Raw genomic sequence first — 12,826 nt, forward strand, 5'->3', positions numbered from 1 at the left:
GCGCCGGAATTCGCGGCAATTCGCGACATTCCGCACCTCGTGTCGGCACACGGCCGCTCACAAGCGCGTCATGCGAGGGGGGCGGGCCTGTGCGCAAGACGGAATGCCGTCTAAGCCGGATCGGGCAGAGCACAAGAATCCGCGGAGCCGCCATGACCCTCACCGACGCCTTCGACCAGCCGGTCCCGCTATCCCGCGAGGCGCTGGAGGAGTGGAACGCGACGTGCCTCGCGTTCCTTGCGCACGGCGCATCCACCCCGGTCCATCTCGGCCGCTTGCTGGACCTCGCGCCCGACTTCGCAGGGGCACACGCGCTAAAGGGCCTGTTCTACGCGCTTCTCGGGCGCAGGGAGCTCATGGAGGACGCCCGCGCCGCCCTCGGTCGCGCGCAAGGTCTCGGCGGCGGCGAGACGGAGCGGGAACGGGCGCTTGCCACCTGTCTGGCCCACGTCCTTGCAGGCAACCCTTCCCAGGGGATCGCCGTGCTCGAAGGCGTTCTGACCCGTGCACCCACCGATACGCTCCTGATGAAGCTCTCGCACGCGCTTCGCTTCGTCATCGGCGACTCTCATGGCATGAGGGCATCCATCGAAACGGTCATGCACAGCTATGCCGGCGACCATCCGGGCCGCGGCTACCTTCTGGGCTGCCACGCCTTCGCGCTGGAAGAGACGGGCGACTACGCCGCCGCCCAACTCGCGGGCCGCGCGGCTCTGACGCTCGCGCCCGATGACGCCTGGGGTCTGCATGCCGTGGCCCATGTCCATGACATGACCGGCGATGCCCAAGGGGGACTGACCTGGCTTACCGGGCGAGAGGCGGCCTGGGCTCATTGCAACAATTTTCGCTTCCACGTCTGGTGGCACAAGGCTTTGATGCTGCTCGATCTCGGCCGCCTCGACGAGGCGCTCGCTCTCTATGACGACCACGTCCGGGCAGAGAAGACCGACGATTATCGCGACATCTCCAATGCGACGTCGCTCCTGTTGCGGCTCGAACTCGAAGGCATGGACGTGGGCGATCGCTGGCAGGAGTTGGCCGACTTCTCCGAGACGCGCACGGAGGACGGCTGCCTGATCTTTGCCGACCTGCATTACCTGATGGCTCTCACCCACGAGGGTCGAGAGAATGCCACCACGAGAATGCTCGCCCGGATCGCCCGCGACGCCGATGGCACAAGCGAGGTCGAGGCACGGGTGGCCAAGCCGGGGCTTTCGGCGGCCAAGGGCCTCGAAGCGTTCGGCGACGGTCAATGGGCCGAAGCCTTCGTCCATCTCAAGGCCGCCCGCCCGCACATGCAGGCCGCCGGCGGAAGCCACGCCCAGCGCGACGTGTTCGAACGCATGACCATAGATGCTGGCCTGCGGGCCGGCCGCCTGGATGATGCGCGTGCGCTGTTGGTCGACCGGACCCACCGGCGCGGCCATGAAGACGGCTACGCTGCGGCGCGGCAGCGGATGATCGCGCAAGCGCAGCAATTCGCTTGCCCGCAGGAGGCGAGGGCGTAGTACTGGCCCGACCTCGAAAGACGCGCATGGCCACCACGACCCCCGATACAGCCTATGCTGGCGCGACGCCGGTCACGACTGCCACGGCGGGCAAGGCGATCCGCGATCCACGTCTGGACGTGTTCCGCGGGCTGGCGATGTTCATCATCCTGCTGGCCCACACGCCGGGCAATGCCTGGACGCTCTGGATCCCGGCGCGTTGGGGCTTTTCGGATGCGACCGAGATCTTCGTCTTCTGCTCGGGCATGGCCTCGGCCATCGCCTTCGGACGCACGTTCGACCGTGCGGGCTGGGTGTTGGGCACCGGGCGCGTGGCCTACCGGGTCTGGCAGATCTACTGGGCGCATATCTGCCTCTTCGTGGCCCTTGCCGCGATGCTGGCCGCGATCGACGCGACGGGCTGGCATCCGGACAAGAGCTATGTCGGCGGCCTCAATCTCGTGAGGTTCTTCGAGGATCCGGCGACGCAGCTTCCGGCGCTGCTGACCCTGACCTACGTGCCGAATTATTTCGACATCCTACCCATGTACATGATCGTGCTCGTCATGATGCCTGTCGTGGTCCTGCTGGCGCGCATCTCGCTGCCCTTGTTGGCCGCCTGTTCACTGACGGTCTGGATCTTCGCGCAAGAGGCCTTCCTTGTCTGGGCCGGCGTGCCGCAGCTTCATCTCGCCTTCCCCGCCGAGCCCTGGTCGGACCGGAACTGGTTCTTCAACCCCTTCGGCTGGCAGCTGATCTTCTTCACCGGCTTCGCCTTCATGCGCGGCTGGATCCCACGCCCGCCCGTCACCGCCTGGCTGATCGGTCTGGCGCTGGCGGTGGTACTGGTCAGTATGGTGCTATCGTCCGTCGGCTTCCGCTTCTTCCAGATCGAGGCGGTCAAGGATGCTTACACGGCGATGACTGGATGCACCGAGACCGGCTTCGGGCGCTGCAACCCCGTCTACGACTGGCGTCAGGCCAATCGGCCATGGTTCGACAAGACCGATTTCGGGCCGCTGCACTACATCCATTTTCTCGCTCTGGCCTACCTCGCCTGGGCTGCAGCGGGCGAGGGGGGGCACCGACTGATCTCTGCCGGGCGCGGCCTTGTGGCACGGATCTACGACGAACTGATCGCAGTGATCACAAAGGTCGGCCAGCAAAGCCTCGCCGTCTTCATCTTCTCGATGGTCCTGGCACGGGTGAATGGCTACCTGCTCGACGTCATCGGTCGTGACGCCTTCACCTGGACGCTGATCAACCTGACCGGTTTCGGCCTTCTGGTCGCCTGCGCGCACAGTGCCGCATGGTTCAAATCCCAACCGTGGAGGGTCAAGCGATGACCCGGCGGGGATTGTTGGGCGGTCTCTCGGCGCTCGCCCTTATGGCGGGCGCGCCCGTGCGCGCGGAGATGCCACGCTTTCTGTCATCCGAACCCTTCGGCGCTGACACGGTGCGGGAAATGGCGCGCGATCTTGCCTCACGTCCCTTCGAGTTGCGCCCCAGCGTGCCGCGGCCCTGGCGCGACCTTACCTACGACGAATACCGCACGATCTGGTTCAACACCTCAAAGGCCGTCTGGCAGGGGACCGATGCGCCTTTCCGAATGGACCTGTTCCACCCCGGCCTCTATTTCCCCCGCGCGGTCGAGGTCGATGTGGTGCAGGATGACACCGCGCACCGCCTGGCCTTCGACTACGACCTCTTCGACCGGACCGACCGCGCGCCCGACCTGCCGATTGACGAAACGATGGGCTATTCCGGCCTCCGGCTGCGGACAGAGTTCGACACGCCCGGCATCTTCCGTGAATTCGCGGTCTTCCAGGGGGCCAGCTACTTCCGCGCCATCGCCGAAGGACAGGTCTACGGTCTGTCCGCGCGCGGCCTCGCGTTGCGCACGGGCGATGCGGAGGGCGAGGAGTTTCCGGATTTCACCCACTTCTGGGTCGAAGAGCCCGTGCCCGGTGACGACAGTATCGTTATGCACGCACTGCTCGACTCGCCCTCGGTGGCGGGGGCCTACCGCTTTACGATCCAGCCGGGCCCGGCATGCGTGATGGAGGTCGAAGCGACGCTCTTCCCGCGCGTCGATCTGGATCATGTCGGCCTCGCACCGCTCACGTCGATGTTTCTCTATGACGGCACGAACCGGTGGAGGTTCCGCGACTTCCGCCCGGCGATCCACGACAGCGATGGCCTTCTGATCTGGAACGGCGCCGGAGAGATGATATGGCGACCCCTCGCCAATCCGACGACGCTCCAGGTCAGTTCGTTCGTGGACGATAACCCGCGCGGCTTCGGCCTCATGCAGCGTGCGGACCGCCTGTCCGATTTCGCAGACCTGGAGGCGCATTACGAACGCCGCCCGTGCCTCTGGATCGAACCGTCGGGTGATTGGGGCAGAGGGGTCGTTCGGCTTGTCGAGATCCCGTCGGACGAGGAGATCTACGACAACATCGTCGCTTACTGGCGACCGCGAGAGCCCTTGGCCGCGGGCTCCGAGCACAGCTTTGCCTACCGCATGACCTGGGGCACGGAAACGAACGGCGCGGCCCCGCCCCGCCGCGACGTGCCCCGCGTGACCGAGACGCTGATCGGAGACAACTTCTCGCGCGACCGGCAAGTGGCCGCCATCGAGTTCGAGCCCCACGCTCTGCTCGAGGGCGATCTTTCCGATATCCGCATCTTCACCGCCTCGAACAGCGGCGCGGTCTCCGACGGCATTCTCCAGCACAACCCGGAGACGGGCGGCGCGCGCCTGTCGTTCAGTTTCGACCCCGCCGATGCCGATGCCGTCGAGCTACGCGCACAACTCACCCGTGACGATCGGGCCGCCTCGGAGGTCTGGCTCTACCGCTGGACGCGCGCATGACCGGCTGGATGCCCCCCGAGGCGCCGCTGGCGCATCCCCGCCAGGATCTGGGCCGGGGTTTCACCGACACCACGGCCCCCGGCACTGGCCGGATCGACCTGTCGGTCATGCTCTGGCGGGCCGCGGCCTTCGTTCCGGCCGCCTGTGCCACGGTTCTCTTGCTCTGGGGCTTCCTCACCTGGTTCGCGACCGATGGGACCACCTGGGCAGAGGCCGTGCTGGCCGCACTGATCGGCCTGGGGTTCTTCTGGATTGCCCTGACCTTCACGACCGTCCTGGGCGGCGCCCTTTCGATGCAGTTCAAGGCCCCCGCTGCCGGCGCTCCGGTCCGGCCGCTGGACATCGCACTCGTCGTCCCGGTCCATGAGGAGGCGGCATGGGACGTCTTCGGCAACGCCGCCGCCATGCTCGAGGCCCTCGAACGGCAGCCTCGCGGCCATTCCTATAGTCTCTATCTGATCTCCGACAGCCGCGGCCCGCGATCCATCGCCGACGAGGAAGCCGCCTTTGTCACCCTGCGAGAGCGCCTGCCGGGCCGCCGCGTCTTCTACCGCCGCCGCGCAACGAACACGGACCGCAAGGTCGGCAACATCGCCGACTGGTTGACCCGGTGGGGCGGCGCGCACGAGGCGATGGTCCTCCTCGATGCAGATAGCCTCATGGGGCCCGGCGCCATCGGCGACCTAGCCGATGCGATGTCGCGGGATCCGTCGGCAGGACTGATCCAATCCGCACCCCGGCTGATCGGCGCCCAGACCCTGTTCGCCCGCGCCCAGCAATTCTCGAATGCGATCTACGGTGCCGCCCTGGCGGAGGGTTTGGCTCGCTGGACCGGGGGGGAAGGCAACTACTGGGGCCATAACGCTATCATCCGCATCCGTGCCTTCGCGTCTTCGGCCGGGTTGCCGCATCTTCGTGGATCGTTGATCCTCAGCCACGACTTCGTCGAAGCGGGCCTCCTGAGGCGGGCAGGCTGGACCGTCCGCTTCCTGCCGCGCATCCGGGGCAGCTTTGAAGAAACGCCGCCGTCGCTCATCGACCATTGCCTGCGGGATCGCCGCTGGTGCCGGGGCAACATGCAGCATCTGGGGCTTCTGGGTACGCGAGGCTTCCACGCGCTCAGCCGATTTCACCTCTTTCACGGGGCGGTCGGCTATCTCCTTTCACCGCTTTGGCTTACGCTTCTGACGCTGTGGGCGGTCACCGGGGTGAGCGCCGAGAAATCGGTCATCAATTACTTCTCGCCCGAAAACCCGACTATGCCGAACTGGCCGGAAATGTCGCCCGTCGATCACGTCTGGCTGATGCTTGTGCTCTACGGGCTGTTGCTCGCGCCAAAGCTCATCGGCGCGGTCGCGCTGGTGGCGGCAGGAACGCCCGTCGCACGGCTCGGCGGGGCAGGGCGCTTCGTCGCGTCCCTGGCCCTAGAGATCGTGTTGTCAGTGGCTTACGCGCCGATCCTCATGGTGCAGCAATCGAAAGCCGTGCTCGCCGCGCTGCTGGGCCTGCGTCAGGACTGGACTCCGAAATCCGAAGGGACGCGCCGGCCACTGGGTGATATCGCGCGGTTCCACTGGGTCGAGACCGGGATCGGTGGCCTTCTCGCAGCAGGTATGGCGACGGGCTACGTTTCGCCGTGGCTCAGTCCGATCATGATCAGCCTGCTGCTGGCCGTGCCGCTTTCGGTAATCTCGTCCATGCCGCTGCCTCGGCTGCTGCCCACGCCGCAAGAGGTTCGTCCACCCCTTGTGGCCTCGCGCGCACGCCGCTGGCGAGAGGAGTTGCGCGCTGCAGTGGCACCCGTGGCGGCCGAGTGATCAGTCCGCGGTAACGGCTTCGAACCAGTCGATCGCCATATCGGCCCATCCCTCGGGGACGCGGTGGCCACCCGGAAACAGTGCGAATTCCAGCGCCGATCCCTCGACGCAATCCCAGCGGCGGCGGTCGAACTGCCCGCTCTGGGAATATGCGTCGGGATCGTCCCAGGCGCACCCGTTGGCATCGCGCCAGATGCTCAGACCCTCGAAGATGTCGCCTTGGACGAAGTCTCCGCCACGCAGCGGCCGTCCCTCCAGCGGAACGGTCGAGTCGCGAAACCCATGTGTCTGTAACAGCTTGACCGGTCCGGCACATTCGTCGGGATGCGGCCGCCAGAACCCCCCCGAGATGGGCGCGTAGGCCGGAAACGCTTCCGGGGCTGCGCAGGCCAGATAGGTCACCATGAACCCTCCGGCGGAAAACCCAGCCAGAAGCACCCGGTCCGGGTCGATGCCGTGGCGCGACGCTGCATCCGTCACGACGTCGGCCAGGAAAGCGGGTTCGTCCCGATCCGCGGGACGTGCGGACAGGAATGACCATCGCCGTCCGCCGCGGCCATCCATCTCGGTCCCATCCGGTGCAATCATCGCGTAACCACGGGCGGTGATCGCCTCTACGGTGGCGGTCATGCCCAACGTCCCGTTTCCGGTGCCGCCGAACCCGTGCAGGAACAGGATCGCGGGAACCGGAATGTCGGCGTTGTCGGGCAGAGCGATGCGATAGGTCCCCGTTGCGATCTCGCACGGATCGGCATCGCGCACGCAATCCGCAGCGACAGGCGTCGACAGCAGGGTGAGGGCCAGTGCAGCACGCCTCACGGGCGGCTCACCGGGAGATCTCGCGCTAGCCATCCGGGCCCGGCGGACGAGCCGAGCATCCCTTCCGGGACGTCGATGATCCGGGTGAAGCCGGCTTGCGTCAGGCGCGCGCTCAACCGATCGGACCGGACCCCGCGCGCGCAGATCAGGGCGATCGGCCGTTCCGTGGTGCCGGCGAGAGCAAGCAGCGCTTCCTGAAAGTCGTCGCGGCGCATGTCGATGCCGTGTCCGTGCTCCGGCAGGCCGGTCGTCGCCCACTCGTCGGGTCGGCGGATGTCGATCAGCAGAATGCTGCCAACTGCTGCGGCCTTATGCACGGCCTGGGGATCGAGCGCGTCGCCATCGAAGCGGTCGGCGGACGACCACATCCAGCTCCCGAAGATCGCGGCCGCCGTGCCGATGATGAGGAGGTGTCGCCGGAGGTTCATGGAATTCGGCTAGCGGGTCCGCGGCGGCTTGCGAAGTAAAGTCCTGGTGAAGGCATTTTTTTGAAGATGGAACTGCGGCCTGACGGGGACGGCGCGTCCGTCTCTCCGCAAGGGAAGTAAAGAGCGCGACAGGGGAGGAAAGATGCAGGAGCCTGCAGCGGATCGGAGTATGAGGCACGTCGTTCGCCCGATCTCGTTGACGCGGCTTATCATCGGAACGCCGTCGGTGATGCCGCAGCCGTCGGTGCCACGGGCCTCTATGAGATCTTTCAGGGAGCGTGCCTTCGGGAAGGAGAGGCTGCCCTCGACCCGACGAGCGGGCGACGACCGGGTAGCTGAGGAAGTTCCCGATGAAGCGCGGAGGCAAGACGCCCGGCAGAACGATGACCACTCCCGACAGGCACGCCAGTGTCAGAGCGGCTATAATGTATCCCCCGTGCCCTACGCCGCCACGTCACCTGCGGCAGAGGCCGTCAAAAGGGACATCGCCGCGACGGGTCCTACCGCGAGGCTGCCCGACGTCCCGAATGCCGCATAGAAGAGTATCGGTGCGATCGAGGCATAGATCCCGGCCTCGGGCGGCAGGCCGGCCAGCGTGCCGCCATAGCCAAACTCGGCCAGAATGATCCTGCCGCGCTCGACCGTCAGCCGGTGGGTGCGGTGGCAGGCGCGTTGTCCCCTTGGCGACTAGCCACCCATGTCGATGACCGGTTTTTCGACCATTACGAGCGCTTGCTCACGCATGTCATTGTCCGAGACGGGGCCGGCATCGGGCCTATCCCGCGTCCAAAGGCTTCATTTCATTGCGCGGTCTCGGCATCCGCCAAGGGCCTCTGGTCAGAACACTCGCCATCCGACCGGTTCGGCGTAATGGCGCGGAAATCCATTCGCTTCAGCTTCGTCACGTCTATTGGCCCCGCCAACCAACGGGCAGTCGGTGATGTTCCTGACGACCATGCTCGTGGCCGCCTTGCCGATCGGTCTTTCAGAGACCGTTGACCGGCACCTTCATCATCGGATTGCCGTCCTTGTCGCGAGGCACTTCGCCCGCGCGCATGTTGACCTGCAGCGAGGGGATGATGAGACTGGGGACCGCCAGTTGCGCGTCGCGCTCGGTGCGGAACTTCACGAATTCCTCGCGGGTCTTGCCGCCGCCGACGTGAATGTTGTGCGCCTTCTCGTCTGCCACGGTCGTCTCCCACTGGATGTCGCGACCGTTGGGCCCGTAATCGTGGCACATGAAGAGCCGGGTTTCGTCGGGAAGAGCCAAGACCTTCTGGATCGAGTCGTATAGCTGACCCGCATCACCGCCCGGGAAGTCGGCGCGCGCGCTGCCACCATCCGGCATGAACAAGGTGTCCCCGACGAAAGCCGCATCGCCGATCACGTAGACCATGCAAGCCGGCGTATGTCCCGGCGTGTGCATGGCGAACGCATTCATCCCGCCGATCGCGAAGGTGTCTCCGTCTTCGAAAAGCGCGTCGAACTGGCTGCCATCGCGCTGGAACTCGGTTCCTTCGTTGAAGATCTTGCCGAAAGTCTCCTGAACGACCGTGATCTTCGAGCCGATGCCGATCTTCCCACCCAGTTTCTGCTGGATGTAGGGCGCGGCCGACAGGTGATCCGCATGGACGTGGGTCTCGAGGATCCACTCAAGCTCGAGCCCGCGCTCCTGAACGCGCGCGATCAGCCTGTCGGCGCTGTCATACGTAATTCGGCCGGCGGCATAGTCGATGTCCATCACGGAGTCGACGATGGCGCAGACATCGCTCCCGGGCTCCTTCACGATATAGCTGATCGTGTTCGTGGCCGGGTCGAAGAAGGCTTCGACGTCGGGCCTGATGCTGATGTCGACGGGGTAGGTCATATCAGTCCTCCAGTGTGTGTCAGGCAGCCGCGCGGCGGCCCCCCAACAATCTCGGACCCAGCCGTGCGACAAGTATACCGACGCTGGTCGCGCCGACGAAGACGAAGACGTCGGCCAGACCGGTGCCCAAGGCGGGAAGGGCGCCTCCGGGGCAGAAGCCGGCGATACCCCAGCCGATGCCGAAGATCGCCGACCCGCCGATCAGGCGCCTGTCCAGTTCTCGCATTGCGGGAACCTGGAACGCATCGGCCAGCATCGGCGCCGGACGCCGTAGCACGACGCGGAAGCCGAAGAAGGCGACCAGCAGCGCGCCGCCCATGACGAAGGCGAGGCTGGGGTCCCACGTGCCGGCGAAATCGAAAAAGTTGAGCACCTTGGCTGGGTTGGCCATGCCCGAGATCGAGATGCCCAGCCCGAAGACCAGGCCGATGGCGTAGGCGACGATCAGTTTCATGTCAGGCCCCCAAGACGTGACGGATGATGAAGACGGTCGCGGCCGTCGTCGCCATGAAGGTCAGGGTGGCGGCGATGGAGCGCGGGCTCAGCCGCGCCATTCCGCAGACGCCATGGCCCGATGTGCAGCCTGAGCCAAGCGCTGCCCCGAAGCCGACCAGCAGACCTCCGCCAATCAACATCGGCAGCGTCACCGGCACTTCGACGGCAACGCGGTTGCCCGTCAATGCCAGCAGCACGGGCGCAGTGACCATCCCTCCGACAAGCGCGGCGCGCCAGGCGAACTCGGATCCGTCCGAAGGCAGCAGCAGGCCGCCAAGGACCCCGGTGGCGCCCATGATCCGGCCGAGCAAGGCCATCAGCAGCACCGCCGCCGTGCCGATCAGCAGGCCGCCGCCCAGCGAGGGGAGCGGAGTGAACGCCGTCTCCATCTCAGCAATCCGAGCAGGTCTTGAGGCCGAGCAAGCGGTAGGCGGGGCAGAAACCGGTCACGGCTGTGGCGAGCATCACGATGCCGACCACGAGCGCGATCCAGTAGAGCGCCCCGGTCAGCCCGGCGAAGAACGCCAGCGCGAGCAGGACGAGGCCGGCGATGCCGCGCAGCGCGCGGTCGATGGTGCCTTCGTTGCGGGTCATGGTTTTTGTCCTCCTTTGGATCAAGCGGCGATCTTGGTCGTCACGGCGTCGATGCGGGCCATGAGCTGGCCCTTGTTCGCGGCGATGTCGGCGATGGTCAGGTCATCGAGCACGGCCATGAAGGCCGCCGTCGCCTCGCGCAGCTTGCGCGACAGGCGGCAGACGCCCAGCAGCGGGCAGGTGTTGGTCTCGGGGTTGAAGCACTCGACGAGATCGAGGTCGCCCTCGGTCAGCCGAACCACCTCGCCCACGGTGATTGTTTCTGGCGGACGGGCGAGCCGAAAGCCGCCGCCGCGCCCGCGCTGCGTCTCGAGATAGCCCTCGCGCCCGAGCTCGTGCACCGCCTTGACGATATTGGGTTTCTTCAGGCGGTGAACGCCGACGACGTCGTCCACGCGCACGAGGTCGGGGGCACGGAGCGCGGCGAGCTGCAGCGTCCGGAGTGCGTGGTTCGTATAGGCAGTCAGACGCATCGACCCGAGCTAGATCTGTTCCGATTACATATATCTATGATACATGTTAATGGTTGGGATTGGCAACCGTCGGACTGTCACGGTGAAATCACCATCCGGATCGGAAAAACCACACACGACTTCGAGGCCCACGCTAGCGAGGGACCCGTCGGCGTGCCCGTCTCGGCTCAATCGTCTGAGCCATGCTGCTGGTCCGTCCCCTTCTCAACTGCTCCGCCGGCTATGTTCGGATGGGACTTCACAGGTGGACTGAGCTACTCCCCGGACGTTGGATACTGACGGAAGCTACGATCTGAGGTCATCCTCGTTGTCGAGAAGGACACGGACGATATGGCGAAGAGAAAGCGGTACGCGGCCGCGGTCAAGGCGGAGGTCGCGCTCGAGGCACTGCGCGGCGAGCAGACGGTGGCCGAGCTGGCGGCACGGTTCGAGGTGCATTCGACGCTGATCCACCAGTGGAGTGAGCCGTTGTCCGCCATTGATGGTTTGGATGGCCCCGCTTGCGGCATCGCGATGTGCCGGGGTGGGGGCTGCGAAGCCTTCCACCACGGGGAGCCATCCATGGAGCAGCCTGTCACGATCGGCCTCGATCTGGCCAAGAGCGTCTTTCGGGTTCACGGCGTCAATGGGGAAGGGCGGGTCGTCGTCCGCCGCCAGCTGCGTCGGTCCCGGGTGCTGGGGGTCTTCAAGCGGCTGGAGCCGTGCCTCGTAGGGATGTAAGCGTCCTCCGGAGCGCACCACTGGGCGCGAGAGCTGACCGGGCTGGGCCATGAGGTGCGGCTGATGCCTCCGGCGTAGGTGAAGCCCTACGTGAAACGCGGGAAGACGGACGGTGAAGGGGACCGTGGCGCCAGTGGCGCCGCGAAAGCCTCGGAACGACGCCGAGGCGATCCGCGAGGCCGTCTCCCGGCCCACCAGGCGCTTCGTGCCGGTGAAGTCCGCCGAGCGGCAGGCGGCGCTCCCGGATCACAAGGCGCGGGATTTTCTCGCCCGCCGGCGGACCCAGACGGCGACCGCGATCCACGCGCATCTGTCGGAGTTCGGGATCGTCGTCGCGAAGGGCATCCCCAACCTGGACCGGCTGCTCGACGCCGCGTGCGACGTGCCGGAGGCGGCGCGCCCGGCGCTCGATCTGCTCGCCGGTCAGCTGCGCGACCTGGAGAAGCGGATTGACGCGGCGACGGCACGTGTCACCGCCGCCCAGAAGGTGGACCCGCTGGCGCGACGGCGGGCCACCATTCCCGGCCTCGGCCCGATCGCATCGTCTGCCTTCGCAGCCACCACGCCCGACGTCGCCGCCTTCCGCTCCGCCCGCGACTACGCGGCATGGCTCGGGCTGACGCCACGGGCCCATTCGTCCCGCTGCAAGGAGAGGCTGGGCCGGATCTCGAAGGCGGGGAACCGCTACCTGCGGCGGTTGCTCTATCTCGGGGCCATGGCCCGCATCAGCGCGAGGCGGGGTCGAGGCGCTTCGTCGACCGATGCCGCGCCCGACTGGCTTGACCGGATGCTCGCGAGGAAGCCGGTGAAGATCGTCGCCGTCGCGCTGGCCGCGCGCATGGCCCGGACGGTCTGGGCCCTCATCGCCCGCGGCGAGAGCTACCGGGCCGTGCCCGGCTGAGATCAAGATCGCAACCGGACCTGTCCGGCAGCCCCGAGACGGTGAGACGCTGCGTGAGGTGATGGCAGAGGCGGAGACAGGACGGATGGCGACACCCAGTTCGGACCGGTGCGGCGCAGACCGCGAGCCATTGATCGGGCTCCAACCGCTCCTGCGGACTTCATCAGGGTGCGCGGCACGACATGCCGCAGATCAGACGCCGTATACATGGCCGCGATCGACCAACAGCCAGACCCAAACGAAGCTCTTGCCAAGAGGCCATCCATACACGGTCCGAGGGCGATGGCGAGCGCGCTGCTTGAGGGGGCGTCCGGCGTGTTCGAGAAGGGCGCCGCGAGCAAGGCGCCCGA

11 protein-coding genes and 3 pseudogenes are annotated in these 12,826 nt (G+C 66.5%); 6 read left to right on the forward strand and 8 right to left on the reverse strand.

Annotation, left to right across the window (positions count from 1 at the left end; all coding sequences use genetic code 11):
- The first annotated feature begins 152 nt into the window (after positions 1-152).
- The 4 genes from jaqu_RS12225 to mdoH are packed head-to-tail and all read left to right on the forward strand — an operon-like array spanning position 153 to position 6,179.
- Positions 153-1,508 carry a tetratricopeptide repeat protein gene (locus jaqu_RS12225; protein ID WP_043919275.1) on the forward strand — a complete coding sequence of 452 codons (1,356 nt, stop codon included), beginning with the start codon at positions 153-155 and terminating at the stop codon, positions 1,506-1,508.
- 26 nt (positions 1,509-1,534) lie between these two features.
- Entirely contained in the window at positions 1,535-2,833 is a 1,299-nt protein-coding gene (locus jaqu_RS12230; RefSeq protein WP_043919276.1) for an OpgC family protein, read from the forward strand.
- Positions 2,830-4,362, forward strand: coding sequence for a glucan biosynthesis protein (locus jaqu_RS12235; RefSeq protein ID WP_043919277.1), 1,533 nt, complete (start codon positions 2,830-2,832; stop codon positions 4,360-4,362). Before jaqu_RS12230 ends, jaqu_RS12235 begins: the two co-directional genes overlap by 4 nt.
- Positions 4,359-6,179, forward strand: a complete 1,821-nt coding sequence (gene mdoH, locus jaqu_RS12240; protein WP_043919278.1) for a glucans biosynthesis glucosyltransferase MdoH — start codon at positions 4,359-4,361, stop codon at positions 6,177-6,179. The genes jaqu_RS12235 and mdoH overlap by 4 nt, the downstream gene beginning before the upstream one ends.
- On the opposite strand, the gene jaqu_RS12245 is transcribed toward mdoH, so the two are convergent.
- The 8 genes and pseudogenes from jaqu_RS12245 to jaqu_RS12275 form a co-directional block, all read right to left on the reverse strand.
- The gene (locus jaqu_RS12245; protein WP_236687851.1) at positions 6,180-6,998 is read right to left on the reverse strand and encodes an alpha/beta hydrolase family esterase; all 819 of its coding nucleotides are present in this window, start codon (positions 6,996-6,998) and stop codon (positions 6,180-6,182) included.
- On the reverse strand, positions 6,995-7,426 hold the full coding sequence (locus jaqu_RS12250; protein ID WP_043919280.1) for a rhodanese-like domain-containing protein: 432 nt from the start codon (positions 7,424-7,426) through the stop codon (positions 6,995-6,997). Before jaqu_RS12250 ends, jaqu_RS12245 begins: the two co-directional genes overlap by 4 nt.
- 319 nt (positions 7,427-7,745) lie before the next feature.
- Positions 7,746-8,020 (reverse strand): annotated as a pseudogene (locus tag jaqu_RS21105) (SulP family inorganic anion transporter); the annotation flags it as partial.
- Positions 8,021-8,411: 391 nt separating this feature from the next.
- Complete coding sequence (locus jaqu_RS12255; RefSeq protein WP_043919281.1) at positions 8,412-9,293, reverse strand: MBL fold metallo-hydrolase; 882 nt, start codon at positions 9,291-9,293, stop codon at positions 8,412-8,414.
- A gap of 19 nt (positions 9,294-9,312) precedes the next feature.
- On the reverse strand, positions 9,313-9,747 hold the full coding sequence (locus jaqu_RS12260) for a DUF6691 family protein (RefSeq protein ID WP_043919282.1): 435 nt from the start codon (positions 9,745-9,747) through the stop codon (positions 9,313-9,315).
- 1 nt (position 9,748) lies between these two features.
- On the reverse strand, positions 9,749-10,177 hold the full coding sequence (locus jaqu_RS12265) for a YeeE/YedE family protein (protein WP_043919283.1): 429 nt from the start codon (positions 10,175-10,177) through the stop codon (positions 9,749-9,751).
- 1 nt (position 10,178) lies between these two features.
- Complete coding sequence (locus jaqu_RS12270) at positions 10,179-10,382, reverse strand: YgaP family membrane protein (protein ID WP_043919284.1); 204 nt, start codon at positions 10,380-10,382, stop codon at positions 10,179-10,181.
- Positions 10,383-10,402: 20 nt separating this feature from the next.
- Positions 10,403-10,855, reverse strand: a complete 453-nt coding sequence (locus jaqu_RS12275; RefSeq protein WP_043919285.1) for an RrF2 family transcriptional regulator — start codon at positions 10,853-10,855, stop codon at positions 10,403-10,405.
- Positions 10,856-11,185: 330 nt separating this feature from the next.
- Between jaqu_RS12275 and jaqu_RS22105 the strand changes: the two are divergent.
- Positions 11,186-11,308: pseudogene (locus jaqu_RS22105) on the forward strand (IS3 family transposase); the annotation flags it as partial.
- 108 nt (positions 11,309-11,416) lie between these two features.
- Positions 11,417-12,476: pseudogene (locus jaqu_RS12280) on the forward strand (IS110 family transposase).
- The last annotated feature ends 350 nt before the right edge of the window (positions 12,477-12,826 follow it).

Source organism: Jannaschia aquimarina (genome assembly GCF_000877395.1).
Classification (GTDB): Bacteria; Pseudomonadota; Alphaproteobacteria; order Rhodobacterales; family Rhodobacteraceae; genus Jannaschia; species Jannaschia aquimarina.